This is a genomic window from Streptomyces sp. NBC_01006 (assembly GCF_045162725.1).
Classification (GTDB): Bacteria; Actinomycetota; Actinomycetes; order Streptomycetales; family Streptomycetaceae; genus Streptomyces.
The window spans coordinates 296473-321638 of record NZ_CP108700.1 but is presented as its reverse complement, the minus strand read 5'-3'; the positions used below and the strand labels follow the sequence as shown (position 1 = coordinate 321638).

Below are 25166 nucleotides of genomic sequence, written 5' to 3'. Positions count from 1 at the left end.
CTCCACGCCCAGTTCGGCGAGGGCTGCGAGCTGGGCGGGGTTGAGTCGGTCGCGGCGGGCCTTGAGATTTCCGATGTGGCGGATGATGGCCGCGGCGTCGTTCGGTGCTGGTCAAGCCAGTCGGTGAGGTGTTCGCGGAGGACCTCTTGGACGTAGGCGTTCCGCTTCGGGATTGCTGGGTCTGGTTCTGGTGGAGCCTTCGAAGACGGGATGGGCGAGTTTTACGGAGACGACCGTGGTTAGGCCCTCTTGGACAGCTTCGACCGTGATGTCCTCGTCGTCTGCGGACAGATGCCGTTGACGGCGTGCGTAGTCGTCGACCATGTCAGTGAGTGCGGTGTGGAAGCCCTGTCCGTGTGCGCCGCCCTCGTGAGTGCGGGTGCTGCTGTTCGCGAGGGGGCGGAACTCTCTCGGGGACCAGGTGTTCCACTGCATGGCGACCTGCACGAAGATCGTCTCGTCCTGGTTCTCCGACTCGAAGGCGATGGCGGGAGAGCGGACGAGACTCGTGGGGTAGGGGTTGAGGTGGGCGACGCACGCCCCAAGGCCGTCCGTGTGGTGGTAGCGGACCGGCCGCTCCGGACGCTCGTCGGAGGGGTCGGCGTGGTGGAGCCGGCACCGATGCTGTTTCCGCTGGAGTGGGCCGCCGAACCGCTGGGCGCCGCGCTCACCCTGGCCTCCCGCGCCCAGGCGCTGATCGTGGACCTTCGTGCCAACCGGGGCGGCGACCCGGACACGGTCGCCTTCGTCTGCAGCTACCTACTCGACGAGCGCACCCACCTCAACACCATGCACTGGCGAGGCGGCGGGCGCAGCGAGCAGTCCTGGAGCCTGCCGCACGTTCCCGGTGCGCGCTTCGGTGGCAGCAAGCCGTTGTATGTGCTGTCGAGCGACAGCACCTTCTCTGCCGCTGAAGAGCTGGCGTACGACCTCCAGCAGCTCGGCCGACGACGCCACACGGGGTCGCCGCGCGCCGCACCGCAGCACCTGCACACCCAGGGGCGGCATCGGCCGGCGACCGCGTCCTGGCGGCCACGGCGTAGGCCGAAAGGGGCGAGGGTGGCGCGCTCGGGCGCGCCACCCCGGGGGTCACTTCGTCTGGTAGACACCGAAGACGTCGAGCACCAGGTCGGCGTCCTCATGGCCTTGGTTCCAGAAGGTGATCACGCCGTGGTCGCCGTCGCTCGCCTGGACCAGGTTGGGGACCGTGTCGCCGGTCGTCCAGTTGAGGGTGGAGGAGACGGGGCGCGGTCCGGCCGGTGCGGCGGGCTCGCCCTCCGCCGGCAGCGCGTACGGGCTCGGGGCGACCGAGAGGAATCCGGTGCCGCGGGTCTCGGTGACGGTGGCGTTCAGCACGTAGGCCTCGACACCCGTCGACGCCTCGGGCGTGAACCCCTGCGTGATGTACTCCCGGGCCCGGAACCTCCCGCCGGGCCAGCCGTACGCCTCCTCGCGGGTGTCGAGCGTACGGAAGGGGGTGAAGGGCAGGAAGGCGGCCTTGCTGTCCGGGCTGTAGTAGCCGACGACGTCGACGACCACGTGGGTCGGGGACCAGGCCCCGTTGAAGATCTTGATCGTGCCGTCCTCGGCCACCGGCACGATCACGGCGTTGGCCACGGTCTGTCCGGGTGCGAAGTTCAGGTTCGACGCCGTCGGTACCGGCCCGGTGCCGGAAAAGGCGGTCATGTGGCCGGGCCCCTCGGGCTCGGTCACCGTGACGTTCAGCGCCACGGCCTTGATGTTCTGGGGCACCCCCTGCAGTCCGCCGATCCGGGTGGTGAACGCGCTGCGGGCGGCGAGCTTTCCGCGGGCCGTGCCGACGCCCTCTCGGGTGTCGACGAACCGGGCGGGCGTCATCGAGGTGTAGCCGCTCGCCGAGGCCCGGGTGAAGTAGCCGGTGACGTCGGCGATCAGGTCGACCGGCTGCCAGCCGCCGTTGAAGAGCTCCACGTACCCGTCCTCGCCGACGGGCACGATCACCATGTTCGGGACGGACCGGCCGGCCGTGTAGTTCAGGTTGGAGGTGTTCGGACGGTCGTAGCCGGCTCCGGGCCACACGGTCACGTGGCCGCTGTCGACGGTCTCCGTGACGGTGACGTTGAGGGCGACCGCGGTTACGCCCGCCGGGACGGAGGCGTTGCCGGCCACCTTGACGCGGGCGGAGCCCTGCCCGGGGACCTTGCCGACCGCGGCTCCGGTGCCGTTGCGGGTGTCGAGGAGGCGGGTGGGGGTGTGCGGGGTGAAGTCGGCGCCGGGGGTGAGGAATGCCCCGCCGTTGGTGGCCTGGACGGCATTGGCCGTGTCGGTCACCTTGACCTGCACCTGGTACTCGCCGGACTTGTCGTACGTGTGCGAGTGGTGCAGTTCGTAGTTGCCCTGAGCGGTGACCGTGTCGGTCTTCCCGTCGCCCCAGTCGATGACGATGTCGAGCGCGAAGTCGGCGCTCGTGATCAGGGCGGTGAGCTCGATCCCGTGCGCGGTGTAGCTGGTGCCGCTGACATCGACCGCCAGGGCCGGGTTGGCCCCCGCGTCGAGTGCGGCCTGCTCGGTCGGTGCGGCCTCCGCGTTCTGCGCGGGCGCGGCCTGCTCGGTACGCGCAGCCTGTGCCTTCTGTGGTGCAGCGGTATCGGAGTTCGGCTTGGCCTTCCCCTCGGTGGCGGTGGGCAGGGTGGTACGGACCGTGTGATCCGCGGGGCTGTGGAAGCCCTCGGACGTGGATGCCTCGGCGATCGCCTCGGCCACGCCGGCCGCGACAGGTACGGGATCCGCCGCCTGAGCGATGCCCGGGATGATGCCGAGACCGGCCGCCACGAAGGCGGCGGTCATTACGAGTCGGTGGTTGCGCACCGGCCCCCCCAGTTGTGGTGATGAGCGAAGAGGGGCCACCGTATGGAGGGTTCCGGCCAAAGGTCACGGTGTTCTGGTGCGATTCACTCCATAGGGGTCAACGCTTTACCGGCTGTGCGGTTTGCGATCGACAGGTGTCGTTGAGAGGGGGGGCAGTTGGTGTGGGTGATGGCTGAGCTGGGGTGTTGCAGTTCGTATGAGAACGGCTTTGCGGCGCCGGCTGCGGGGTGGTCTGCGGTTGTTCCAGGTTGGTTGAGAACCAGGCGGGTGTTGCAGATGGAGTCCGGGTCTAAAGGCACGAGGCGCTATTTCGCGCATTTCGGGGCGTCCGTGCAGGTCGGCGGGGTGATTGGTGGTTCGGGGCTGGCGGGTTTCGGGACGTGGCGGGTCGATCAGACGGCCGAGGTCGTAGAGGCGGCATGGGCGGCCTGCTGAAGCCTGCCGACCGGGATTGCCTGCTGTTGTTGTGCGGCGACCATCACACTGTTTGGGCGCGTACTTTTATGGTCCTGGCTACCTTTCTCCTGACCGTTGGTCCGGTCGCTGGCTGCGTAGGTGAGACCGGAGAGCGTTCATCGGCGGCTTTCAAGAGCGGTTGATGGCAGGGCACTCTGAAAACGTCGCTGAGAACTGAGAGCGCTGGAGTCGGCTCTGCGGCCCGACCGAAGGGCGTGTGGAAGCCACTGGAACGGTGCGTCGGAGTGGATGTCGATCCAGCTGCGCCGCAGGGGCAGCGCGTTTAACCGGTCGAGCCTCTTCACGGGTATCTCGAACCCCAGCCGCACGGCACCGTTCGGTCCGTTCCTGTCGTGGACCTTCGCACGGTCGCCGAACTCCTCCAGGAATTTCGGATGTGACCAAGCCCTTGGAGAAGTTCGCTTCGGTCGGCCCGGCGTACTCGGCGGCCACCGCCCGTTCACTGAAGTAGATCTTGCCGTCCGAGAATGTGACCCCCGACCTGCCCGGAAACTTCTCCGTGGGGAAGGTTCCGGCGTCTCATCGGCATGAACTCAGTCACCCGGTGAGTGAGCACCCTCGACGGTTGATAACCATCATTGGGAACCAGTCACAGCCGGGTCAGTCCCGGTACACGAGGATGAACTCCCCGTAGGGGTGCGTGCCGTGGCGGTCCGCCGTCTCGTCGAGGGCCCTGCGCAGGCTGAGCAGATGGCCTGAGGTGAGCTGGAGCGGCGGCTCGTCCGGCTGGTAAATGGTGCCGCGAGGGTAGTCCTCGCCCGACGTGGTGGTCATCTCGATGTGGCAGCCGAGGACATGGCGGACCGGCCGGGTGGCGCAGAAGTCCAGCAGTCGGTCGACGGTGGCCGAGTAGGCCCTCCGGTCCTCGATGTAGAGCCGCCCCGGATAGAGGGAGTCGCCGGTCAGCAGGAGGCCGGTGTGGCGGTCGTGGAAGACCACCGCGGCCCGCTGGTGGCCGGGGCCTGAGATCACATCGAGGATCCGGCCGCCCAGGTCCAGTGCGCCGGTGCGGTGCGGCCAGTCGGCGAGGTCGAACGCAGCCGTGACCTCGTCCAGTCCGGGTCCCACGACCGTGGTGAGGGGCCGGTCCGCGAACTGCGGGTCCGCCGCGATGTGGTCGCCGTGTCCGTGGGTGTGGGCGACCAGCAGCGAGTACGCGGGCCTCGGATGGCGTTCCAGCCAGTCCGTCACGAGCCGGTCGACCGTTTCCCGCAGGGGGAAGTGGGCCGGGTCGGCGGACGCGCCTGTGTCGAGGAGCAGGGCCCGGTCATTGCCGAAGAGGAGGAAGAGGAACGGGGCTTCGTAGTGCACGGATTTGTTCTGGCGCAGGAGCACTGTGTGTTCGGAGTAGGCGTGGACCTGGATCTCCGGGGCCGGGTCGTGCTTCGGGGAGGGCCAGCCCGCGTGCCAGACGACATCGAGACTGCCTGCGACCGGGGCGCCCCGGAGAAAGTCGATCACGCGTCCAACCTACCCTGGTCGCCGCGCCCGGGAGCGAGCCGTCGGACAACCCCGCACAGGTCCCGCGCCCGGCTCGCGCGCGCCGCCGAATTGCGGTTTCGTGGTGGCATGGGCGTGTGTACCGATGCGGCGGCATCGACCGCCGGACCGAGCCCTCGCCGTGACGGAGGAGGGCGGAACATGTCCGCACCAGAGCCCCCAGCCCGCCGCCGACGCCGTGCGGCAGTTCTCACCGCGGCGCTCGCCTGCTCGGTGCTGCTCACCGGGCCCGGACCCGCCGCCGCACACGATGCGCCCCCCGCGCCCGCGCCCCCCTACCCCTCACCTTCGGTGACCGTTCCGAGACTGGACTGGAGTCCGTGCAGGCTTGGCAGCCCGTGGGACTGCGCCACGGCGAAGGTGCCGCTCGACCACGCCGCCCCCGCGGGCCGCACCATCGACCTGGCACTCGTCCGCCGGCAGGCCACCGGTCCCGGCCGGCGCATCGGCACCCTGTTTGTGAACCCCGGCGGTCCCGGGGGCCCCGGGACCGTGCAGGTGCCGCAGAACTATGACGCCTTCCCGAAGGAACTGCGGGAACGGTTCGACATCGTCAGCTGGGACCCGCGCGGGATCGGCAACAGCACGGCCGTGAACTGCTTCGACACCACCGAGGAGGCCAGGACCTGGGCAGCCCGCCCACCCGGCGGCTTCCCGGTGGGCGGGCAGGAGCGGAAGGCGTGGATCGACGCCTACGAGGACCTCGGCCGACGCTGCGAGAAGCGCGACCCGGACCTGCTGCGCCACGTGTCGACCGCCGACACCGCCCGGGACCTCGACCTGCTCCGCCGGTCGGTGGGCGACCCGCAGCTGAACTACCTCGGCGTCTCCTACGGCACGATCCTCGGCGCCACCTACGCCAACCTCTTCCCCGGCAGCGTCCGCGCCATGGTCCTCGACAGCAACATCGCCCCCCGGGCCTGGACTGACGGCGCCCCGCGGGGTGAGCCCCGCACCACGACCCTCCTGCGCATGGGCTCGGACCGCACCGCCGCGGCCACCCTGGACCGGTTCCTCGCCCTGTGCGGATCGGCGCCCGCTGCCCGCTGCGCCTTCTCAGCAGGCAGCCCCGAGGGCACCCGCGACAAGTTCGACCGGCTGATGCAGCGGCTACGAGAGCGTCCGATCGGCCCATGGACGTACGCCAGGACGGTCGCGGACACGGTGAACGGCCTCTATATCGTCGACCCCGGCTGGACAGCTCTCGCTCGCAGGCTCCAGGAGCTGTCGCAGGGCCGTGCCCCCGAGCCCCCGGTGTACCCGCCGCCGCCCCCGGTTGCCCAGCCGAACCCGTACCTGGGAGACGAGCAGGCGGCTGCCGTGTGGTGCGCCGACAGCCCCAACCCGCGCGACCCCGCCGTGTACCAGGGCCTGGAGGAGGACAGCGCCCGGCGGGCCGGCGACGCGGGACGCTTCTGGACGTGGGCGGCGGAGCCCTGCGCCACCTGGCCTGCCCGGTCCGCCGCCGGGTACGACGGCCCGTGGAACAGGCCCACCGCCCGTCCCGTCCTGGTGATCGGGACCCGGTACGACCCCTCCACTCCCTACACGGGCGCCCAGGCCATGGCGGGTGAGCTGGCGGACGCCCGCCTGCTCACGAACGACGGGTACGGACACACCGCGCTGTTCAACAACGGCAGCAGCTGCATCAGCGCGTACGAGAGCAGCTACTTCGTCGACGGGACGCTCCCACCCTCCGGCACGGTCTGCCGCCCGGACAAGGTTCCCTTCTCCTGACGCAGCGGCCCCCCAAGCCCGGGCGCTGACTCCGGCGGACGCCCCGTTCATGGGGCCGACCGCCGCCACTTTCACCCTCCCGACACGGAGGCCCTCACCATGCACCCGTCTGTGCTGTCCGCTGTCCAGACCACTGACCCTCGCCCGATGGCGCGCCTGTCCCCGGTTCGGCGGTCAGCCGCTCTTCGTCCGGTCCTGCCCGGAAGTGGGGTGGACGGGCGGCATCCCCTCGTCAAGGCCTGTACGGCCGGGAACGGCATGCGGTTCCCGTACGAAGGTGCCCCGCCCGGCAGTGGTCCGGCGGGGCACGAGCACTTCCCGATCTGCGGCTCAGGTGTCCAGCAGCCGGTTGACCAGCGAACGGTAGGCCCGCAGGGCCTGCCGCAGGTCCTCGGTGGCCACCTGCTCCCCGCGGTCCCACTGCTTCTCCAGCCCGCTCCGGTGCTCGGAGAGGGTGCCCGCGAAGCTCTGCATGACCTCCGCCACCAAGGCGTCCGCCGACCGGACCGCCTCCTGAGGGTCATCGACGAACCGGCCCTGGATCTCGCCCCACGTGGTGCGGTACCGCTCCGCCTCCGCGGCGCCCAGCAGCGGCTCCTCTTCGCTCTCGGGTTCGCGACCCGGCTCCCTCTCCTGGTCCCCGGCAGGCCCGTCCGCCGACGCTCGGGTCGAGTCGTCCCGCCCGCCGGTGGCCTCGCCGGGGTAGACGGCCGCGTCCCGGTCACGGGGCGGCGCCGGACGTGCGAGGTCTTCCGTCGTCAGGACGGGCTCGGACTCCCGCCCCGCCTTCTCCTCGTGGTCACGCATGTCATCGGCTCCTCTGGTCGGAGAGTAGCTCCTCAAACAGGGCGCGGTAGTGCACCATCGCCCCGCGCAGCTCCTCTGTCGTGGCCTCTCCTGCACCGCTGCGCACCTTGACGGCGTGGGCGGCCCGGTATTCCTCGAGCGTGCGCCCGTGCTCCACTGACAGGTCCCGCAGCTGCCCGTCGTACCCGTCGGTGGGATAGCCGCGCTCACCCATCAGCCGGGTCAGGAGATCGTCGGCCCCTGCCACGGAGCCTTCCGGCCGGTCCACGAACTGCTGCTGCACACGTGTCCACTCGTCCGCGTACTGGCGCTGGCGCTCGGGCGACAGCTCCTTGATGTCGAGTTGGTCGTGCCGCTCCTCACGGGCGCGCAGATCGCGCTCGGCGGAGCGCTTGTCGCCCTGCTCCTCGACGGTCCGGTCGTACTCCGGCCCGAACTGTTCACGCAGGTGGCGTCGCCGGGCCAGCATCCACAGCAGCGCCGCGAGCGCGAGCACGACCACCACCGCCACTACGATGACGGCTATCAGCGAGTTGGTTGACATCTTCAGGCCTCCGTTCCGGGGGCTCTTCGTCTCTCGTCACGCGGCTGCCCCAGTGGGCGCCGCGGAAACCCGTACGGGTGGCGCCGATCCCGGCAGCCGGGTTTGAATTCACCGCCATCGAGCAGGCGCCATCCGCTGTCCCGCCCCGGTCGATCTCGGCCTCCGCAGGCCCGACGGAATCGCCCGCCACATCGCGTCGTTGCCGAGCACGTCTTCGACGCGGACCAGCAGCTGTGCGCTGTGCGCGGGGAGAACCAGAACATATCCGCCCAGCACTGGACCGAGGTCGCGCTGGCCGACCAGGGACCAACTCGCCCACGCCCACGCCTACGCCGACTCCGCAGAACTCGAATCGGGCGAGACCCTGCTGATGTTCAGGGGGACTGGTGGAACGGCGGGACTCCTCGGTGCAGGACTCGCTCCGGCATCTCGTGAACGCGGCGGGCGCCGGGGCCGGGGACCTGGGCGGGCTGCCGGCCCGCCGGGGGGCGTGCTGCGCCGCCCTGCCCTCCGTCCCGGGCGGTACGGCTGACCAGGGGTTCCTCAGCGACCACCGTCCGCGGGGTTCGCTCGGCGCAGCAGCTCGTCGTGGAGCAATCGGCCGGTGAGCGCGCCGCCGAACACGACGACGCCGATGGCGACGAGCCAGGACTGGATGACGAGGACGGTTCCGAAGGGCCCGTATGTCACGGCGCTGGAGGCGATCAGCGGTGAGAAGACCAGCCGGGAGAAGATCCGGAGCCCGAGCAGCCCGACCATGGTGGCCGCCGCCCCCGGGAACAAGGCGGTCCACCGGATCCGTCCGGCGAGCAGCAGCCGCTGGGACCACCAGAAGAACAGCATGCCTATTGCGAACGTCACGTAGCCGCGGGCCGGGGAGTCGCGCCACGGCGGGGAGAATGCCGACAGGTAGAGGACGCCGATGAGTACGGCGAGCCACAGCACGTGGCGCCATCTGGCCCACCAGCGGGCGGGGGGCAGGTCCCAGATCCTTTCGTAGCCGTTCTGCAGCAGCGTGCCGAATGACAGGCCGAACACGGCGAGCAGGGCGAGGCCGAACGCCGTCGTGGTCCGCCATGCCTGGCCCGGGAGGGCGAAGAGCCGCTCGATCTCGACCCTGGCGGCCGCCGACACGCCGAGTCCGTCCCCGAGCCATTGGGCGAACCCCCGCCCGCCGGCGGCGTCCGCCGCGGATATGACGATCAGCAGCGGTACCAGCGTGAGGAACCCGAGCGCGGCGAACCCCAGCGCGCGGTGCCACAGGTCCACTTCCCGCACGCGTCCCCAACGGCGCCCGGCCCGGACACGACGGACCGCGCTGCCTAGGCGCCCGAAGGGCGACATCCGGCCGGGCCGCTCAGATTCGGGCATCGCGACGGGGCACCCGCGGGTGCCGACGACCCGGTCGGCACTGCAGGATCTTCGTTGCCGAGCGTGACGATCCGGACGCGGGGTCCGAGAGTGACGTGACGATCATGGCCGCTCCAGCTGCCGCTGTTCCCACGGTAGGACGTCCCGGGTGGGGACTCCACCGTTGGGGGCGATCTGGTCCGGGGTCAGGAGAGGGAGTCGGCCGTGATGTGCGCGCAGTGGGTGATCACGGCGGCGGCGAGGTCGCCCTGTGTGGGCAAGGACTCGCGTTGGATACGGGCCCCGTTGCCCCGCTCCAGCAGACCGGCGATCCCTTCATGGTTTCGGGATGGAGAAGAGGTCCGCCCAGCCCTGATCGGCCGGCCCGCCATGCCGCCAACCGGAGCGGGTGCGTACCGATGCGGGCGGGCGGCTCCCCGTCGCGCCAGGCTCGGGCGGCGGTCTCGACAAGGCACGGACCAGGGCGGCCACGAGCACGGGTGTCGATGCTTCGAGTCACCGGTTCGGTGGCGAACTTCGCCTGTTCCCTTTGCAGTTCCTTCTCGAAAGAGTGTCGTGGCGCGCCACCGCCCTGTGGCGGGTGCCCGACCGACCGGCCCGCGGCCGCCAGTACGGCACCCCCTCCCGATCCCGGCTCCGACGCCGCGCGCAGCTGGTGGGTGTAAAGGTAAGGGCCCGACCGGGCTGGCCAGACCGGTCGGGCCATGAGTCGGTCTGGGTGCCAGCTGTCCATACTGGGGCCGTGCGCCCGCCGTGGGCCCGGGACGGGAACCATGACGGGCGCCTCGGCGGGTCAACCCTTGAAGACGTCCTTGATCTTCTCCTTGGCCTGGCGGGCGTCGCCCTTCGCCTTCTCGGCGCGCCCCTCGGCGGTCAGGCTCTCGTTGCCCACCGCACGGCCAGCCGTCTCCTTGAGCTTGCCCTTGGCCTGCTCGGCCTTGGCTCGGCTCTTCTCGTTTTTCGACACAGCCGATCACTCCCGGGGGGATGGGGACAAACCGTACGTGCTGCTTCTGACCGCGATTTCGGTTGCCAAACCAAGGGGACGTCAGGTCGGTGGGGAGATCGACGGTGAGTCGTCGTCCGGACACGCAGGGCCCCGGCTGCGGTGCACACGGATTCGGGTGGCCTCGTGACGGAGCTGGAGGGCGATCCGACCCATGACGAGCTGGTTCGGGCCGTGCCCGCGGACGAGGCGAGCCTGGTCGTCCACGAGTCGTCCTTCGCCACCCCGGAAGGCGAACGCAGGCACGAACGGCGCCGGTTCCCGCGCTGACCGCGTAGACCTTGCAGACCCCCGACTCCACGTTGCGCGTTGGCGGGAGGCACACCGGCCGGCGGCGCCGACGGTTGACCGCGCGGCAGGGGCGTGCGGCAGCAGATTCACGTCGCCGAGGCCTCCCGCGACCAGCTTGCGCAGACAGGGGACTTCCGGCGCGCGCTCCCGCCGATGCGCGCTGATCAACGCCACAGGCCTCGAAGCGCGCGTGCGTGGAACGGCCCGGCAGGGGGTAGCCGCAACTCGGGGCGTCGTCCCCCGGCACCGATCCACTGGAGGTGCGATCATGCACACGCCATCGGCACAGGACTCCTCCCATCTGCTTGGTCTCTACCTCAACGATCACCTCGCGGGATCCAGCGCAGGACTCGAGCTGCTGAACCGGGCAGCGAAGGCCCATGACGGCAGGCCCCTCGGCCCGCAGCTGGAACGTCTGGCTCGGGAAGTCGAGCAGGACCGGGAATCCCTTAAGGAGATCATGGGGAGCCTGGAGGTACCCGTACGACGTTCCCGAGCCGCCCTGGGCTGGCTGGGGGAGAAGGCGGGGCGCCTGAAGCTGAACGGACGCCTCTTCTTGCGTTCGCCGCTCAGCGACGTCATCGAACTCGAAGCGATGCGGCTGGGCGTGGAAGGAAAGCGGTCCTGCTGGCGCAGCCTGCGCAGCCTCGCAGACGGTGATGACCGCCTCGACAAGGCACAGCTCGCGTGGCTCCTGGACCGGGCGGAAGAACAAGCCGAGACGCTCGAAAGGTTGCGCACGATGTGTGCCCTCCGGGTCTTTGCCCCGGGCAGCAACGCCCGCACCCAGGCTGCCGGTCCGTCCGTTGGCCAGTCCCTCCCTCGCGGCGCGTTCTAGGCCGGCTGCCGGCGATCGCACGGTCCCACGCCGCAACCGGACACTCAGTCGTCGCCGGGTACCCAGAATCGAGTGCACCCGCTGCACAAGCTGCTTCGGACCGTCGCCGCACAGACGCGTCACCAGCTCGTGGACACCCGGGTCGTGTCCCACCATGACGAGTCCGGTCAGCCCGGACGAGGTCTCCGTCACGACCGAGAGCAGGCCTTCGGCATCGGCGCCCTGCCTGTGGGGTGTCGTGGCGCCCCCGGCCGACCAGTGCTTGGGTACTGCCTTGGCAGCCGGACCACCACGATCCGGCGCTCCTGCCCGGCATCGGCGGCTCTATACAACGCCCGGCTGGCCGATGGCTTTCACGGCTGCTGGAGTCCCTGGTCCCGGGACGCCCGTCGAGGTCCGTATGGACTCCCAGTACGCCGTGAAGGCGGTGGCCCAATGGCTCCCGGCCTGGAAGCGCAACTGATGGAAGACCGCAGCGGGCAAACCCCGTGGCTAGCGGGGGTCTCGTGGAGCAGATCGACGCGCTGCCGGCCGAGCGGGAGACCGGGGCGGGAGGGGCAGGCGGGCTGTCACATGTGGCTCCTGCCGCCCGCGTCCCGGTTTCGCGAGAGACGTGGCACGACCGGCGGAAGCCGGTCCGACCCGAGCAGCTCAGGACCGGGAGGCCGGTGACGCGCTTACGCTGAGCACTGGGGCCCAGCGCCGGGCGGGCAAGCGGGACCGGTCCGGGGATTGAACCCGGCGGCAGGCCCAGCAGGCCATGGCAGAGCCCCCAGGGTTCGGCCGGTGCGGCTCCTCGAAGCGCAGGCGACGAAGAGCCACACCGCGTTCGGGCGCCGCCGCCCTGGTGCAGGCAGTGGCCGGGACCACGATCCCGTTCGCGGCGCGCAGACCCGGGTGGGACGGATCGCAATGGACTTTCCGTCCTGAGTGATTCGCGGTGTGCATGGGCGGCGGACGGGCAGACGCGCAACGAGGGCACCCGGTGACCCTGCCGGGCCGCCGGCATGAGAACTCCGACCCGCACGAGCCCCCGCCGGGACGAAGAGAGGTCACGCGCATGAAAGACGTCGCCGCACGCATGTACCCGCGTACAACGGCCGGACACTGGGCGGTCGTGGCCATCGAACGGGTCGGCGCCGAAGCGAGCGCTACCGCCACCCGGATGCCCCGGACGACCGCCGATGCGGGAAGCCTCGTACAGGACGCGGTCCCCGCGATGGTCGGGGCGAGGGCCGGACGCGCCGATGCCGTCGCCCGGGACCTGGAGCTTCTGCTCCTGGCCGGGGCGGCCCTGCTGATAGGGGCGGCCGTGGGGGTCCGTCGCCGTGGAGGTCTGAGATGAAGGCATCGAAAGTCGCCTACAAGCCGGTCGGGCTGGCGCTCGGGGCCGGGGCCGGCCTTGTGTCCGGGGCGCTCTTCAAGAAGGTGTGGAAACTCGCAGGCCACGAAGGCGATGCGCCGAACGCCACGGACGAAGAGCGGAAGTGGCGCGAGATACTGATCGCGGCCGCCATCCAAGGGGCGATTTTCGCCCTCGTCAAAGCGGCCGTGGAGAGGTCGGGGGCCGTGGCCGTCCGGCGCTTGTCCGGTACCTGGCCGGCGTGAGAGCCGGGCGCAGCTCCGCCCGGGTGTACGCCGTTCACATGGACACCGTACGGATCATGCTCGACGAGGCACTCCACCAGGCTCCGGGCTCGGTAACGCAGTGCTGTTCCGGGTCTCTGCCCGGACCTCCCCGGCAAGGCCGCGGGTGCTGCGGGCCGATCTCTCACCTGTTGCCCTGGCAGCGACGTCGGAAGAGGTCACGACGACCGTGTCGAGAAGGCTGCCGCCCGCCACGGAGACCATGGCCGCTCACGGATCGACAGGCTTCGGGGCGTCGGTGTGGGGTAGTCGCGGGAGATAGGGACCACCGAAGGAGGACGCGATGGCGGACAACGAGAAGTCCGGGCGACGGCCGCGGACCACGCCGTCCGAAGCCGTAGGCGAGAGCGGCGACCGTGAGGCCCGGCGCCAGGCGGACGATGCCGTCGTCCGGGGGAGGGTAGAGGACGACGCGGATGCCGGGGGTCACCGTGCCAAGCGCCACCGTTCGGGCATCGGCCGTGAAGAGCAGATCCACCCGGACAACGCCCGAGAGGCGGACTCTGCGTGAGGTTGGCGTGAACCCGGTCTGAATGCGTTCCGCGGCCCGTCGGGAACGGGATGCCGTGGGCGTGACCGGGTCTTCGGCCGGCTGGACGCCGCACGGGACACTGGGCGGAGGGATCGCGAGCAAGAGGACTCGATCACCGTGTACGAGGACGGTGCCCGGTTCACCGGGCCCAAGACCTTCCGGATCGACCGGCCGGGCGGGCCCGTCGACATCAGCGCCGGGCGGATCGTCGTCGCTACGGGCGGTCGGCCCCTGGTCCCTGCGCCCGACGCGGAGGCGGGCCTGCCGTACGAGACCTCCGACACCGTCATGCGGAACGAGGCTCCGCCGCGGCGCCTGGCCGACCTCGGCGGGGGCTGCATTGCGGCTGAGCTGGCTGAGGTGTTCACCGAGATGGGGAGCTCCGTCACCATCGTGGAGAAGGAGGAGCGCCTGCTCGGCCCACAGGACGAAACGGTCTCAGAACGGTTCACATCACTGGTCCGCTCCCGTTACGACCTCAGGCACGGCCGGGAGGGCACGGCGCTCGGCGGACGGCCGGGTGCGCTGCGGCTGACCCTGGACGACGGGTCGGCGGTCGAGGCCGACATGCTGCTCGTCGCGGTTGGCCGGGTCCCGAACGGCGACCGGCTGAACTTCGAAGCGGCCGGCATCGCCACCCACGAGGACGGCCGCGTACGCGTCGAGCGCCATCAGCGGAGCAGCGCGGACGGCGTCTTCGCTCCGGGGGACGTCTGCTCGCCGGTGTCCCTCAAGCACGTGGCCAACCGCGAGGCTGAGGTCGTGGCGCACAACCTCAGCCGCCCGGACGACCTGATCGCGTGCGACCACGAAGTGGTGCCGGCGGCGGTCTTCACCCAGCCCCAGATCGCTTCGGTCGGCGCCACCGAGCAGGACTGCCGTGACAAGGGGCTGGACTACTGCGTATGCATCGCCGATTACGGCGACATCGCGTACGGCCGGGCGATGGAGGACATCACCGGCTTCTGCGAAGTCCTCGCCGAGCCCGGCACCGGACGACTCCTCGGCGCCCACCTGATGGGCGCGCAGGCCGCCACCCTGATCCAGCCCTTGCTCCTGGCGGCGACGCTCGGCATCGACGCCACCACCCTTGCCACGTCTGCGTACTGGATCCATCCCGCGCTCACCGAGGTCGTGGAGAAGGCCTTCCTCGACCTCGGTCTGTGAGCGCACCCCTGCCTAGGAGGCGCCGTGACGGAGCTCGACCCCTTCACCGACGCGCTCGACGGCCCGATGTACGTGGTCACTGCCGCATCCGGTGGCGAGCGGGCGGGTTGCCTCGTGGGATTCGCCTCGCAGTGTTCCATCGACCCGCCGAGGTTCGTCGTCTGGCTGTCGATCGCCAACCACACCTACCGCGTCGCGTGCGAGGCCGAGTACCTCACCGTGCACCTGCTCCACCGGGAGGACCGGGCACTGGCGGAGCTCTTCGGAGGGGAGACGGGCGACCGGGTGGACAAGTTCGCGCGGGTCGGATGGCGTCCGGGAGAAGCAGGCAGTCCGGTCTTGGAGCAGCTCTCCACGTGGTTCACCGGCCGGATCGAAGGGCGTATCGAGCGCGGCGACCACGTGGGCTTCCTCCTGGTACCCGTGGCAGTATGCCCGCAGAACGAGGGCCCGCCGCCGCTGCTCCGGTACCGGGAGCTGCAGCATCTGGAGCCCGGTCACCCGGCCTGAGGCCACCGCCTCGGCCGGACGGGCCGACACGTTTCCACGGGGCGGAAGCGGTAAGGCGCCCGGCATGGTGCGAATCGGGTACACGATGATGACCGAGCAGGCCGGGCCCCGGGAACTGGTCGACCACGTGGTGGGCGCGGAGCGAGCAGGGTTCGACTTCTCCGTCATCTCCGACCACTCCTTCCCCTGGCTGGAAGCCCAGGGACACGCGCCCTACGCGTGGAGCGTCCTGGGCGCCGCCGCGCAGGCCACCTCCCGGATCCCGCTCATGACGTACGTGACCTGCCCGACCTTCCGCTACCACCCCGCGGTGATCGCCCAGAAGGCGGCCACGATGCAGCTCCTGTCCCAGGGGCGCTTCCGGCTGGGCCTGGGCTCGGGCGAGAACCTCAACGAACACATCGTCGGCGCGGGCTGGCCCGCCGCCCACGTCCGCCTGGACATGCTCGAGGAAGCCGTGGGGATCATCCACTCCCTGTTCGCCGGCGGGTACGTCAGCCACCACGGAACCCACTTCGACGTGGAGAACGCCAGACTCTGGGACCTCCCCGACGTTCCGCCCCCGATCGGGGTCGCCGTCTCCGGTGACCGCTCCTGCGAGATCGCGGGCCGCTACGGCGATCTGCTCATCGCCACGGAGCCGAATCAGGAGCTGCTGACCGCGTTCGGCGCGTACGGAGGCTCGGGCAAGCCCTGCGTGGGCCAGCTCCCGGTGTCCTACGACCCCGATCGGGACGCGGCGGTGGCCCGGGCGCACGACCAGTTCCGCTGGGCGCTCGGCGGCTGGAAGGTCAACGCGGAACTCCCCGGCCCCGCGGCCTTCGCCCAGGCCTCGCAGCGCACCAGGCCCGAGGACGTCGCAGACGCCGTCCCCTGTGGCGAGGACGTGGACGCCTTCGTCGAAGCAGCACGCCCGTACGTCGAGGCGGGATTCACCGAGGTCGCCCTGATCCAGATCGGCGGCGACAAGCAGGAGCCTTTCCTGGAGTGGTCCGCAAGGAAGCTGCTTCCGGCCCTGGGGGAGCTGTGAAACCGCCTCCTGCGCATGGCCAGGGCCGCGAGCGATCACCAGGCACACGCCGTACCGGAACCGGCACCGGTCAGATGATCGTGGAGGCAGATACCGAGGAGAGGGGGACGGCTGTTCCTCGCACCCGAAGGTGACGTCCCCCTCCGGCTCGGGCTCGTCGCGAGTAGTCCGCAGACGACCTCGTGGCGTACGGCCTGTTCGTGTACGGCGCCGGCCGGGCGACGTTGGCGAGCAGGGCTGCCGGGGCGCGGTACGGGTGGGCGCCGTATGCGGGGTCGAGGCCGAGGGCGGTCATGAGGTCGGCGAAGAGCTGCGCGTGGATGCGGTCGGCGCGGCCGGCGCCGAACTCGTCGTACTCGACGCCCACCATGCGGGCCTTGGCGCGACCGCTCAGGCGTGCGGAGAACCACCCGGACGGTAAGCCCGATCCCTTCCAGCTGCCGCACAGTGGCCCGCGCGTCGCACATGCCGGAGTGGACCATGAGCAGAACGCCGCCGGGCCGCAGCGTCGAAGTCGCCGTCGCACAGATCCTGTGGATGACAGGGGTCCGGTCCGACCGGCCTCCCAGGCTCGCTCGGCTCGCGGGTCGGCAGCCGCGGGTGCGGGGAGGAAACGTACGGCGGGTTGGCGCGCGGCGATCACGGCCGACCAGGACACGTCCACCGCCGTGACACGGGCTCCCACGGCGGCTGCGTGGAGCGCGAGCGCCGGTGCCGATCGCCATCACGGCCGTACACGGGCGCCAGTTCCTCCCGGGCGAGAGCTTCGGCCAGCAGCCGTGTATCGGCGTGCGGTCGGTACGCGCCGGACCGTGCGAAAACTGCCGGCCGTGGGGTCTGCGCGGCCGTCGATGCGGCACTGAGCACGCGGTCACCTCCCGGACGGGCCGTGGCCCGCGGCAATGGAACACATCTGACGTCGGCAAGGGGCGGCTACCCGGAAACCGGGCCTCAACCCGCCGCGCGTTTTCCCGGATGAGATCCGTCCGCGCCCGCGTCCGCCAGGGGCAAGCCCGGGCGCCGGGGTGTGAGGAGTGCGAAGGGGAGGAGCGGGTAGACACCCGACATGATCCGGTCCTGGCAACCCAGGACGGCGGGCCGCGGGCACCGGCCGCCGCCGCTCGACCTCGACGTTCCGGAGGAGGGCAGGGTCTGTGGATCCCGCTCCACCCCATCCGGAAACGGCCGCGCGAAGGCTCCGCCGCGTCGGCCGCCCACCTCGCAGAGGAGTCCGTCATGCCCCGAGGATCCAGTCCGAAGCGTCAGCGGCAGTACGAGCACATCAAGGAGAGTGCGCAGGAGCGTGGCGGACAGCGCTCCCACAGCGGCTCGGAAGGACACACCTACGACCAGCTTTACGCGGAGGCCCAGCGCCGCGACCTGCACGGCCGCTCCTCCATGAACGAGGCCGAACTCAAGCGCAAGCTCGGCCACTGAACCCGGCGGGAGACGCGCATGAACCGGGCCGCACTGTTCGACGTCGACGGAACCCTTGCCGACACCAACCACCTTCACGTTACGTGCTGGTGGGAGGCCCTGAGGCAGGGCGGCCACGACGTCGCCATGCACGACATCCACCGCGCGATCGGTCTGCCTGGCGAGGACCTCCTTGCGCATCTGCTGGGTGAGGACCGCGACACGGACCAGGACGACACGCTGACCACCGCGCACGACACTCTCTACGGCACGTACTTCGACCGGCTGCCGCCGCTGGCCGCGGCAGCCGATCTGCTGCGCGAGCTGGACCGGCGCGGCTGGCGCGTGGTGCTCGTCACCTCCGCTCAGCAGGCCGAACTCGATGCCCTGCGACGTGCCGTCGACGCCGACGACGCCATCACCGCGACGGCCAGCGCAGACGACGTGGAGGAAGGCAAGCCCGCACCCGACCCGGTGTACCACGCCCTCGATCTCGTGGACGCACGCGCGCGCGACTCCGTCTTCGTCGGCGACACGATCTGGGACATGCGGGCAGGCAGCCGCGCCGGCGTCGCCTGCGTGGGACTCCTGTGCGGCGGCATCCCCCGCGGCGACCTCGAAGAGGCCGGGGCCCGGGCCGTGTACCGGCATCCCACAGATCTCCTCGCCCACCTCAGCGACAGCCCGTTCGCCGACACGGTCGGCCTCGGTCGCTGAGAACCAAGCGGCGACCGGCTCCAGGACACAAAGGGCAGCCGGTCACGTTGGCGTTCCAGCACGACCACGCATTGGCGAGGGCGGGAGACGATGGAGCCGACGCGTCAGCTCCCCGAGTCGGGCGGAGGAGGCTGACCGCCGATCCGGGGTGCTCCCTCAGTCCTCGCGGCTCGACAAGGTCTCCTTGACCCTGGCGATGGCGAAGCCCCACCCCTGGGCCACGGTCGGCTTGCCCGGCACGGCCACTTCCTCGGGTTGGTCAGTACGTCCAGCAGGACCGGCCCCGGGGTCTCGAAAGCCCGGCGCACACTGTCGTGGAGTTCAGTCGGATCGGTGACCCGGATGCCCGTCAGGCCGAGGGCCGTGGCGACCGCGGCGCAATCGGGGTTGTCGAGCTGCGTACCGAATTCGGGCAGTCCTGACTGCTCCTGCTCCAGTTTGACCGTGCCCAGCCGCCGGTTGTCGAAGACGACGAGCTTCACCGGGAGCCGGTACGTCGTGATGGTCATCAGGTCGCCGAGCAACATGCTCAGCCCGCCGTCGCCGCAGAAGGCGACGATCTGCCGGTCGGGTGCCCAGAGCTGGGCCCCGAGGGCCTGCGGCATGGCGTTCGCCATCGAGCCGAGGTTGTACGAGCCGATCAGCCGCCTAGGCCCTCACCGGCAAGGCCGTCTGGTCCGAGTTCCTGACCAGCCCGACGGCCAGCTCGTAGGGCACGCACCGCCGCCGCGTCCGTCGGAGCTCGGTCCGAACGGCAGCCGCGGTCGTCCACGCCCGGCGGACCCTTCTCAACGCTGCCGTGCCGACCTGGGGACGCGCTCGATGCGTTGCGCGGCCCGGGGCCCATCGACCGCGCCCAGTGCCGCGCGACGCTCCAGCCCGCGGACCCCTCCACCCGGCCGAAGGCGTCCTCTCGGTACCCCGTCTCGCCACCGACCCCCCGTTCCTGCCCACGGCGGCCCAGGCGCGCGTACGGGGCGCCGGCGCGTCGGGAACCGCGACGGTACGGCGGAGCGCCCCCGGAACCTATGTCGTGCAGCTCTCCCACCAGACCGCTGCCGCCGCTCCGGGAAGCGTCCTGGTCACCTCGACATCGGCGGGCGTGCTGTGTGAGGCCGTACCCACGTCGCCGACCTCACCGACTTCCGCGGCCGGAAGAGTCCCCGGGGCCCCTCCCCGGCCTTCCGGAACTGAGCAGTTCCTCGTCTTCGTGATCACGGACTTCGGGATCGACACGCATGTCACCGGTCTGCTCCCCGAACACCTCGCCGCTCGCCACGGCCACATGGCCGTGAGCTGTTGCGTGCGTTCGCGGCAGGGCGGGACCAGAGTGGTCGTCAAGGTTGTGGTGGGCAGCGGGGACGCCGTCGGAGACAGGGTGCGCCGACGGCTGCTGGCGTGGGGCGACCTCGTCATGATGCGCAAGCAGCTCGTGACGTTGAAGAAGCCGGCGGAAGCGAGCGTCGACCCCGAGACCCGCCGAAGGTGATGGAGTCGCCGAGCGGCATGCTCCTCACCGCTTGCGGAGCGGCTGACGGCTCTGCGCCGGGCGCGGCGCCGGCCGGGCATCACGGGCCTGCGCCGGGCAGGCTCAGTGGCCGCTGCGGATCTCGTCGATGCGCTTCGCCAGAGCCTCCGTCTCCGCGATCAGCCGCGCGTGCGCCTTCCTCTGCTCTTCGCCGCCCTGCGCCCTGAATGCCGCGCTGAAGTGGGGCTGGAGCTGGGTCCACCATCCGTAGTCCAGCATTGCCCACGCCTGTGGGCACAAGGGGGCGCGGGTCTTGGGGAGGTAGCCGCTGTCGACCAGGGACTGCTGGTATTTCTTCGGGTCGCTGCCCTCCAGGTAGCACAGGAAGTTGAAGGCCCGTTGCTGGGTGACGGGGTGGTCGCTCGCCAAGCCTTCCAGGGTCAGGCGGCCTTCCTTCCGGGCGAGCTCGTCGAAGAGGATCGCGGCAGCCAGCGAGGGGCCCGGCCCGACCTCGTTGACGGTGTAGAAGGACGCGAAGCCGTCAGCCGCGTCCTCTTCGAGGCCGAGGTTGGCCAGGAGGAGCTGACGTTGGAAGGCGTGGCCCATCTCATGTCCGAAAATGAACTCGGTCGACAGTACGGTCAGATCGTCGGTGTTGTACTCGGACGCGGGGAACGGGGCGGGCCGTTCGACGGTCTTGACCACGTTGGCGAGGGCCTTCTCGATGTCGGTCAGGAACGACGGCGGGATGAAGATGGTCCTGCCGTCGGGCTGGGTGACGGCGTCGGTGACACCGGGCGGTACGTCGGCGGTGACCTTGACGGTCATGTTGTGCGGGAGGACGAGGGTCCTGTTCACCCAGTCGGCCGTCCGCTCCAGCACACGGGAGTTCCGGATCAATGCCACGGCCTCCCGGTCCTCCGGTTTGACCGTCCGGGCCTCGTAGACGACGGTTACCCTGCCGGAGCGAGCTGCCTGGAGGTGAGGGCCTGCTCCTGGCCCCTGCCCGGCGTTGCGGGCATCGCCGCCGCACCCGGTCAGAACGACCCCGGCGAGGACCACCACGCCTGACAGCACGATGCGCGCCCTCTTCGAGCAACCGGCGGTGTTCGGCATCCTTGGTCGGCTCCCATCGCGTGTTCCCACACTGATCCTCCGGCCACCCGGAGGCGGGTGCCCGCCGAGCCGCCCGTTCGGGGGACACACTTGTTCGCCGGTTCCGGAGGCGCACCGGCGTTCAGGATCAGGCCCTTCGCGCCGATTGTTTCGACCGCTCCAGCGCCCTGAGGGCCTTGGCGAAGGTCCGGTCGGGCGCCCGGAGGACCCGAATGCCGAGAGGCGGCAGCGCCACCGCCTTGCCGGTCGAAAGGAGGGTGGCAGGGCCGTGCTGTGCAGTCGGCTTCAGGCGAGCTCGGTGGCGGCCTCGGTCGCGTAGCGGCTTCGGACAATGCGGGTAGGTGAGGCAGGTGTGCTTGACCATTGCCGGCTCACCGCACCCGCTGTTCCCGCCACTTCGCAGTCGTAGTACCCGGCGTACCAGGACCGGAAGCTCTGTTGCAGGGATGCGTCCGACAGCGGAGAGGTGGAGGCGTTCAACAAGATCGAGTGGGCGGTTGTCGACGACGATGACGTGTTCATGGAATCGCTGTCGGGGGGCACGGGACCACCGGCAGGTGATCGACGGGATTCCGCACCTGGTGCGGCATCGACATCACCCTCCACCAACGCCCCACCGCCAGCCGGTCGGTTGCCGGTCGGCCGCCCCGACCACGTCCGGGCCCTGACTGCCGGTGGCGTGCCGGACGAGGACGTGGCGCCCGTTCTCCTCGATGAGGGGTCGTTCCGCGGCCGGATCGCCGCGCGAAGTGTGTCGGCGGTGTCCCCGGTGGGCCGAACCGCGCCCATGACACAGATATTGACTGTTAATTGTGACTACCTTGACAGTGATTCACGGCCAAATCTAGAGTTCGGTCAGGGCTCCCTGCGGGCCCACGTCCAGAGGGTTGCCGATAGGGGTAAGTGTGTCTTCTGAATACGGGCATTTGATTTGGCGCAACGGCACCTTCATGCCGTGGGAAGAGGCGACGGTCCACATCAGTTCCGTCGGGCACGCCTCGGTCTCCGCCGCGTTCGAAGGCGTGCACTCCTACTGGAGTGCCGAGCGGGGGGTCCTGCATGGCTTCCGGCTCCGCGACCACATGCAGCGGCTGCTGGACTCGCTCCGGCTGAGCTGGCTGGAGCCCGAGTTCGACGCGGACGCGCTCGTCGCCGCCACCGTCGAGCTGCTCGCCTCGTGGGAGGCCAGCGGCAAGGACCTCTACGTGCGCCCGTGGGGCTTCGCCGCCGGGACGCACAAGGAGCAGATGGTGCCGCGCGGCACTCCGGCCGAGATAGCCATCGAGACCTGGGAGTTCGAGAGCAAGCTCGGCCGGGGGCGTACCTGCACGCTCGCCGTCAGCTCCTGGCCCCGCTTCAACCCGGGTGCCTCGCCGGCATCGATGAAGGTGTTCTCGAACTACCACAACGGCCGGCTGGGCAATGTCGACGCCCGGGCCCGCGGCGCCGACTGGCCCGTCTTCCTCAACGGCGCCGGGAACGTCACGGAGTCGTCCGGCTCGTGCATCGCCCTGGTCAAGGGCGGCCGGATCATCACCCCGGACCTGGCCAGCGGGGTCCTGGACAGCATCACCCGCAAGACCCTGTTCCAGCTGGCCGAGGAGGAACTCGGCCTGACCGTCGAGGTCCGGCCCGTGGAGCGCACGGAGCTGTACCTCGCCGACGAGATCTTCCTGATGGGCACCGCGGCGGAGGTGCTGCCGGCCGTGGAGGTCGACGGGTTCCGCCTCGGTGACGGCAAGACCGCGGGGGAGATCACCCGGGCGCTGGAAGCGTGCTACCACGACACGGTCCGCGCCGTCACCGCCAAGCACGACGAGTGGCTCACTCCCGTTCCGGCGGCGCCGGCACGCTGAAGCGCGGCTCGGCCGCCCGGATGCGGGCGGCGTAGAGCGCGGGGTCGAGGCCCAGTACGCGGAAGGCCGCCAGCCGTACGAGCAGCACCGGGTGGGCCCCGCGGCGGTACAGGGCGGCGACGTCGCCCCGCAGCAGCTCGTCCCGCTCGTCGGCGGTCAGCGGGCGGTCCGCGAGCTCCCGCCGCGGGTCCGCCCGCAGCCGTTCCAGGGTCCCCGGCTCGTGCGCGATGTCGTAGCAGAGGCGGTCGATCGCGTGGACGCTCATCAGGGGGTCCTTTCGTCGTGTGTGGTGTGCCCCGTGCGGCTCCGGCACGCGTCGATCGCGTTCCGGAGCCGTTCGCCTCGCCCGCACCGTGCGGGCGACCCGCGGCCGGCCCGCGGAGGTTCAGGCCGGTCCCCACGCCGCGAAGGCGTGTCCCTCGCCGTCCCGGTGGTCCATGTGGGCGACGGACAGGTCCGCGGCCATCTCGGCGGCGGCGATCCACGGCAGCACCTCGCCGGCGACCGTGCCGGCCTCCTCGATGCGCCGCTCCGTCGTCTGCGCCACCAGCCCGTCCAGGTCCCCGCGGTGCAGCCGGTCGGCGACCGTCCGGGCCCAGCCGGGCCGCGGTACGCCGTACAACTGGTCGGGCAGCATCCGGGGGCCGCCGACCTCCAGGGAGAAGCTGCCGCTGGCGACCACCGCGATGCGGCGGCCCGGCAGGTCCTCCAGGGCGCCCCGAAGCACCCGGCCGAGCCGTCTGCAGCGTTCGGCCGAAGGGCGGGGCGCCACCATGCCGTTGAGGTACACCGGGACGACGGGCAGCCCGCGTGTGTTGAGGAAGTGCAGCGGCACCACGACGGAGTGGTCGACCGAGTGGCCGCGCAGGGCCACCGGGTCGAAGTCCTGGCCCACCAGGCCCCGGTGGAGGGTCGCACCGACGCCCGCGTCGAGCGCGTACGCGGTGGGGGGGACGCCCGGGACGTCGTCGTTGGGACCGAGCGCGCCGTCCCCGGTGGCGATGGCGAACGTGGGCCACATGTCAGGGGTGAACGTGTTGATGTGGTCGCAGGTCAGGACGAGGAGGACGTCCGCGTCCGCCCGTTCGACCGCCTCGTCGACCGCCGCGTAGCGCTGTGCCACGTCCGCCCCGGCGGCCGTGTCGGTGCGGGCCAGGGCGGGGAAGCCGGGGGTGTGCGGGACCCCGGCGACCGCGACGATCTCAGCCACGCGCCGTCACCGCGCCCACGGCCGCGGTCCCGGACGGTGCCGCGGCCCCGCCCCCGGAGCGGGCCGTGCGGTACATCTCCCGGAGCAGGCGCAGGGTATCGAGCCCCGCCGTGCCGTCGGCGGCCATGGTGTGCCGGGGGTCGCGGACCGCGGCGGCGAAGTCGGCGATCTGCCGGCGGTGCGAGATGCCGTAGTAGCCGATTCCGGCGGGTGGGGGTGACACCTGCCCGCGCACGGTGCGGGCCGCCGCGCGCAGCGCGTCGCCGCCCTCGGCCAGGTGCAGCGTGCCGGGGTGGTCCAGGTCGAAGAGGACCGAGCCGCCGGTGCCGACGAGTTCGATGCGGGTGCGCCAGGTGATGCTGCTCGCGACCGTGACCTGGTACGTCACCAAAGCGCCCTGCGTGCCTCGCAGGACGGCCGCCAGGGTGTCCTCCGTCTCCATGCCGCCACGGGGAGCCGTGTGCCCGGTGGCGGCGCCGACCACGGTGAGGCCGCCGGTCAGCCAGCGCGTCACGTCGAGTGCGTGGTAGCCCTGGTTGACCAGGGCGGAGCCGCCCTCGCCGGCGAAGGTGCCGCGCCAGTAGCTCTCGGCGTAGTACGCGTCGTCTCGGCCGCACTGGAGGCTGACGGTGCCGGATACGAGGCGTCCGAGCAGGCCGTCGGCGATCCAGTCGCGCACGGCGGTGACGACCGGGTCGTAGCGGTGCTGGGAGACGACCGACAGGACGCGGCCGGCGCGTTCGGCGAGGGCCGTCAGGGCGGCGCCCTCCTTGACGGTCATGGCCAGCGGCTTCTCCACCAGGACATGCTTGCCCGCCGTGAGCGCCGCGGCGACCAGTTCGTGGTGTCCGGCGTGGTCGACGGCGACGGAGACGCTGTCGACCTCGGGGTCCGCCAAGACCTCGCGCACGTCCGAGGTCACCCGCGGGAGGCCGTACTCCCGGGCCAGGGTGCGCGCCCGGGACAGGTCGCGGTCGCAGGCCCAGCGCAGTTCGGCGTTCGGCAGCGCGGTAAATCCGTCGACGTGGTTGGGGGCTACGCGACCGCAGCCCACCACGGCATGGACAAGGGGTTTCACT

24 protein-coding genes and 5 pseudogenes are annotated in these 25166 nt (G+C 70.8%); 16 read left to right on the top strand and 13 right to left on the bottom strand.

Going from position 1 to position 25166, the window contains the following annotated elements:
• Window positions 1-111 precede the first annotated feature (111 nt).
• Entirely contained in the window at window positions 112-486 is a 375-nt protein-coding gene (locus OG509_RS01415; protein ID WP_406187441.1) for a hypothetical protein, read from the bottom strand.
• 135 nt (window positions 487-621) lie between these two features.
• Here OG509_RS01415 and OG509_RS01410 point away from each other — a divergent pair.
• Window positions 622-909, top strand: a pseudogene (locus tag OG509_RS01410) (S41 family peptidase); the annotation flags it as partial.
• Window positions 910-1089: 180 nt separating this feature from the next.
• Here OG509_RS01410 and OG509_RS01405 read toward each other — a convergent pair.
• Both OG509_RS01405 and OG509_RS01400 read right to left on the bottom strand, forming a co-directional pair.
• Window positions 1090-2826 (bottom strand): PKD domain-containing protein, encoded by a 1737-nt coding sequence (locus OG509_RS01405; protein ID WP_406179354.1) that lies wholly within the window; start codon window positions 2824-2826, stop codon window positions 1090-1092.
• A gap of 1098 nt (window positions 2827-3924) precedes the next feature.
• Window positions 3925-4785 (bottom strand): MBL fold metallo-hydrolase, encoded by an 861-nt coding sequence (locus OG509_RS01400; protein WP_406179352.1) that lies wholly within the window; start codon window positions 4783-4785, stop codon window positions 3925-3927.
• 180 nt (window positions 4786-4965) lie between these two features.
• Here OG509_RS01400 and OG509_RS01395 point away from each other — a divergent pair, with 180 nt between their 5' ends.
• Window positions 4966-6561: an alpha/beta hydrolase gene (locus tag OG509_RS01395; protein WP_406179351.1), complete on the top strand. Its 1596-nt coding sequence runs from the start codon at window positions 4966-4968 to the stop codon at window positions 6559-6561.
• Window positions 6562-6891: 330 nt separating this feature from the next.
• Here the strand turns inward: OG509_RS01395 and OG509_RS01390 are convergent, their stop codons facing one another.
• Together OG509_RS01390 and OG509_RS01385 are read right to left on the bottom strand one after the other, a co-directional pair.
• Entirely contained in the window at window positions 6892-7368 is a 477-nt protein-coding gene (locus tag OG509_RS01390) for a hypothetical protein (protein ID WP_406179350.1), read from the bottom strand.
• 1 nt (window position 7369) lies between these two features.
• Entirely contained in the window at window positions 7370-7912 is a 543-nt protein-coding gene (locus tag OG509_RS01385) for a hypothetical protein (RefSeq protein WP_406179348.1), read from the bottom strand.
• A gap of 133 nt (window positions 7913-8045) precedes the next feature.
• Here OG509_RS01385 and OG509_RS01380 point away from each other — a divergent pair.
• Window positions 8046-8246: pseudogene (locus tag OG509_RS01380) on the top strand (antitermination regulator); the annotation flags it as partial.
• Window positions 8247-8455: 209 nt separating this feature from the next.
• Here OG509_RS01380 and OG509_RS01375 read toward each other — a convergent pair.
• Together OG509_RS01375 and OG509_RS01370 are read right to left on the bottom strand one after the other, a co-directional pair.
• A complete protein-coding gene (locus tag OG509_RS01375) occupies window positions 8456-9283 on the bottom strand; it encodes a ribonuclease BN (RefSeq protein ID WP_406179346.1) in 828 nt (275 codons plus the stop codon).
• A gap of 793 nt (window positions 9284-10076) precedes the next feature.
• Window positions 10077-10250 (bottom strand): CsbD family protein, encoded by a 174-nt coding sequence (locus OG509_RS01370; protein WP_406179344.1) that lies wholly within the window; start codon window positions 10248-10250, stop codon window positions 10077-10079.
• A 165-nt stretch (window positions 10251-10415) separates the two neighbouring features.
• On the opposite strand from OG509_RS01370, the gene OG509_RS01365 reads away from it, so the two are divergent.
• The 9 genes and pseudogenes from OG509_RS01365 (at window position 10416) to OG509_RS01325 (ending at window position 16304) form a co-directional block, all read left to right on the top strand.
• Window positions 10416-10559 carry a hypothetical protein gene (locus tag OG509_RS01365; RefSeq protein ID WP_406179342.1) on the top strand — a complete coding sequence of 48 codons (144 nt, stop codon included), beginning with the start codon at window positions 10416-10418 and terminating at the stop codon, window positions 10557-10559.
• 289 nt (window positions 10560-10848) lie between these two features.
• A complete protein-coding gene (locus OG509_RS01360) occupies window positions 10849-11418 on the top strand; it encodes a hypothetical protein (RefSeq protein WP_406179340.1) in 570 nt (189 codons plus the stop codon).
• Between the two features lie 376 nt (window positions 11419-11794).
• Window positions 11795-11945: pseudogene (locus tag OG509_RS01355) on the top strand (RNase H family protein); the annotation flags it as partial.
• A 533-nt stretch (window positions 11946-12478) separates the two neighbouring features.
• The gene (locus OG509_RS01350; RefSeq protein WP_406179338.1) at window positions 12479-12763 is read left to right on the top strand and encodes a hypothetical protein; all 285 of its coding nucleotides are present in this window, start codon (window positions 12479-12481) and stop codon (window positions 12761-12763) included.
• On the top strand, window positions 12760-13026 hold the full coding sequence (locus OG509_RS01345) for a DUF4235 domain-containing protein (RefSeq protein WP_406179336.1): 267 nt from the start codon (window positions 12760-12762) through the stop codon (window positions 13024-13026). Before OG509_RS01350 ends, OG509_RS01345 begins: the two co-directional genes overlap by 4 nt.
• A gap of 322 nt (window positions 13027-13348) precedes the next feature.
• Window positions 13349-13576, top strand: a complete 228-nt coding sequence (locus OG509_RS01340; protein ID WP_406179334.1) for a hypothetical protein — start codon at window positions 13349-13351, stop codon at window positions 13574-13576.
• A gap of 138 nt (window positions 13577-13714) precedes the next feature.
• Window positions 13715-14764, top strand: coding sequence for an FAD-dependent oxidoreductase (locus OG509_RS01335; protein ID WP_406179332.1), 1050 nt, complete (start codon window positions 13715-13717; stop codon window positions 14762-14764).
• Between the two features lie 24 nt (window positions 14765-14788).
• Window positions 14789-15274, top strand: coding sequence for a flavin reductase family protein (locus OG509_RS01330; protein WP_406179330.1), 486 nt, complete (start codon window positions 14789-14791; stop codon window positions 15272-15274).
• Between the two features lie 64 nt (window positions 15275-15338).
• Window positions 15339-16304, top strand: coding sequence for an LLM class F420-dependent oxidoreductase (locus tag OG509_RS01325; protein WP_406179328.1), 966 nt, complete (start codon window positions 15339-15341; stop codon window positions 16302-16304).
• Window positions 16305-16524: 220 nt separating this feature from the next.
• Here OG509_RS01325 and OG509_RS01320 read toward each other — a convergent pair.
• Window positions 16525-16707 (bottom strand): annotated as a pseudogene (locus OG509_RS01320) (iron-containing redox enzyme family protein); the annotation flags it as partial.
• An 833-nt stretch (window positions 16708-17540) separates the two neighbouring features.
• Between OG509_RS01320 and OG509_RS01315 the strand changes: the two are divergent.
• The gene (locus OG509_RS01315; protein ID WP_406179326.1) at window positions 17541-17741 is read left to right on the top strand and encodes a hypothetical protein; all 201 of its coding nucleotides are present in this window, start codon (window positions 17541-17543) and stop codon (window positions 17739-17741) included.
• Between the two features lie 18 nt (window positions 17742-17759).
• On the top strand, window positions 17760-18437 hold the full coding sequence (locus OG509_RS01310) for an HAD family hydrolase (RefSeq protein ID WP_406179325.1): 678 nt from the start codon (window positions 17760-17762) through the stop codon (window positions 18435-18437).
• Between the two features lie 156 nt (window positions 18438-18593).
• Here OG509_RS01310 and OG509_RS01305 read toward each other — a convergent pair.
• Window positions 18594-19093 (bottom strand): annotated as a pseudogene (locus tag OG509_RS01305) (thiamine pyrophosphate-dependent enzyme); the annotation flags it as partial.
• Window positions 19094-19647: 554 nt separating this feature from the next.
• Between OG509_RS01305 and OG509_RS01300 the strand changes: the two are divergent.
• Window positions 19648-19926 carry a hypothetical protein gene (locus OG509_RS01300; protein WP_406179323.1) on the top strand — a complete coding sequence of 93 codons (279 nt, stop codon included), beginning with the start codon at window positions 19648-19650 and terminating at the stop codon, window positions 19924-19926.
• A gap of 102 nt (window positions 19927-20028) precedes the next feature.
• Here OG509_RS01300 and OG509_RS01295 read toward each other — a convergent pair whose 3' ends face one another.
• Window positions 20029-21021 (bottom strand): DUF4344 domain-containing metallopeptidase, encoded by a 993-nt coding sequence (locus OG509_RS01295; RefSeq protein WP_406179321.1) that lies wholly within the window; start codon window positions 21019-21021, stop codon window positions 20029-20031.
• Window positions 21022-21971: 950 nt separating this feature from the next.
• Here OG509_RS01295 and OG509_RS01290 point away from each other — a divergent pair.
• Window positions 21972-22877, top strand: a complete 906-nt coding sequence (locus tag OG509_RS01290; protein ID WP_406179319.1) for an aminotransferase class IV — start codon at window positions 21972-21974, stop codon at window positions 22875-22877.
• Here OG509_RS01290 and OG509_RS01285 read toward each other — a convergent pair.
• The 3 genes from OG509_RS01285 to OG509_RS01275 all read right to left on the bottom strand — a co-directional run bounded on the left by OG509_RS01285 (window position 22846) and on the right by OG509_RS01275 (window position 25165).
• Window positions 22846-23142 carry a hypothetical protein gene (locus OG509_RS01285; RefSeq protein ID WP_134068654.1) on the bottom strand — a complete coding sequence of 99 codons (297 nt, stop codon included), beginning with the start codon at window positions 23140-23142 and terminating at the stop codon, window positions 22846-22848. The genes OG509_RS01290 and OG509_RS01285 overlap by 32 nt on opposite strands.
• Window positions 23143-23262: 120 nt before the next feature.
• Window positions 23263-24087: a hypothetical protein gene (locus tag OG509_RS01280; protein WP_406179317.1), complete on the bottom strand. Its 825-nt coding sequence runs from the start codon at window positions 24085-24087 to the stop codon at window positions 23263-23265.
• Window positions 24080-25165, bottom strand: a complete 1086-nt coding sequence (locus OG509_RS01275) for a Gfo/Idh/MocA family protein (RefSeq protein WP_406179315.1) — start codon at window positions 25163-25165, stop codon at window positions 24080-24082. The genes OG509_RS01280 and OG509_RS01275 overlap by 8 nt, the downstream gene beginning before the upstream one ends.
• Between the last annotated feature and the right edge of the window lies 1 nt (window position 25166).

Bases quoted from the DNA above. Each gene is read 5' to 3' on its own strand.
- OG509_RS01405 (WP_406179354.1), bottom strand. From the start codon at position 2,826: ATGACCGCCGCCTTCGTGGCGGCCGGTCTCGGCATCATCCCGGGCATC.
- OG509_RS01395 (WP_406179351.1), top strand. From the start codon at position 4,966: ATGTCCGCACCAGAGCCCCCAGCCCGCCGCCGACGCCGTGCGGCAGTT.
- OG509_RS01390 (WP_406179350.1), bottom strand. From the start codon at position 7,368: ATGCGTGACCACGAGGAGAAGGCGGGGCGGGAGTCCGAGCCCGTCCTG.
- OG509_RS01385 (WP_406179348.1), bottom strand. From the start codon at position 7,912: ATGTCAACCAACTCGCTGATAGCCGTCATCGTAGTGGCGGTGGTGGTC.
- OG509_RS01375 (WP_406179346.1), bottom strand. From the start codon at position 9,283: ATGCCCGAATCTGAGCGGCCCGGCCGGATGTCGCCCTTCGGGCGCCTA.
- OG509_RS01360 (WP_406179340.1), top strand. From the start codon at position 10,849: ATGCACACGCCATCGGCACAGGACTCCTCCCATCTGCTTGGTCTCTAC.
- OG509_RS01350 (WP_406179338.1), top strand. From the start codon at position 12,479: ATGAAAGACGTCGCCGCACGCATGTACCCGCGTACAACGGCCGGACAC.
- OG509_RS01345 (WP_406179336.1), top strand. From the start codon at position 12,760: ATGAAGGCATCGAAAGTCGCCTACAAGCCGGTCGGGCTGGCGCTCGGG.
- OG509_RS01340 (WP_406179334.1), top strand. From the start codon at position 13,349: ATGGCGGACAACGAGAAGTCCGGGCGACGGCCGCGGACCACGCCGTCC.
- OG509_RS01325 (WP_406179328.1), top strand. From the start codon at position 15,339: ATGGTGCGAATCGGGTACACGATGATGACCGAGCAGGCCGGGCCCCGG.
- OG509_RS01315 (WP_406179326.1), top strand. From the start codon at position 17,541: ATGCCCCGAGGATCCAGTCCGAAGCGTCAGCGGCAGTACGAGCACATC.
- OG509_RS01310 (WP_406179325.1), top strand. From the start codon at position 17,760: ATGAACCGGGCCGCACTGTTCGACGTCGACGGAACCCTTGCCGACACC.
- OG509_RS01295 (WP_406179321.1), bottom strand. From the start codon at position 21,021: ATGCCGAACACCGCCGGTTGCTCGAAGAGGGCGCGCATCGTGCTGTCA.
- OG509_RS01290 (WP_406179319.1), top strand. From the start codon at position 21,972: ATGCCGTGGGAAGAGGCGACGGTCCACATCAGTTCCGTCGGGCACGCC.
- OG509_RS01285 (WP_134068654.1), bottom strand. From the start codon at position 23,142: ATGAGCGTCCACGCGATCGACCGCCTCTGCTACGACATCGCGCACGAG.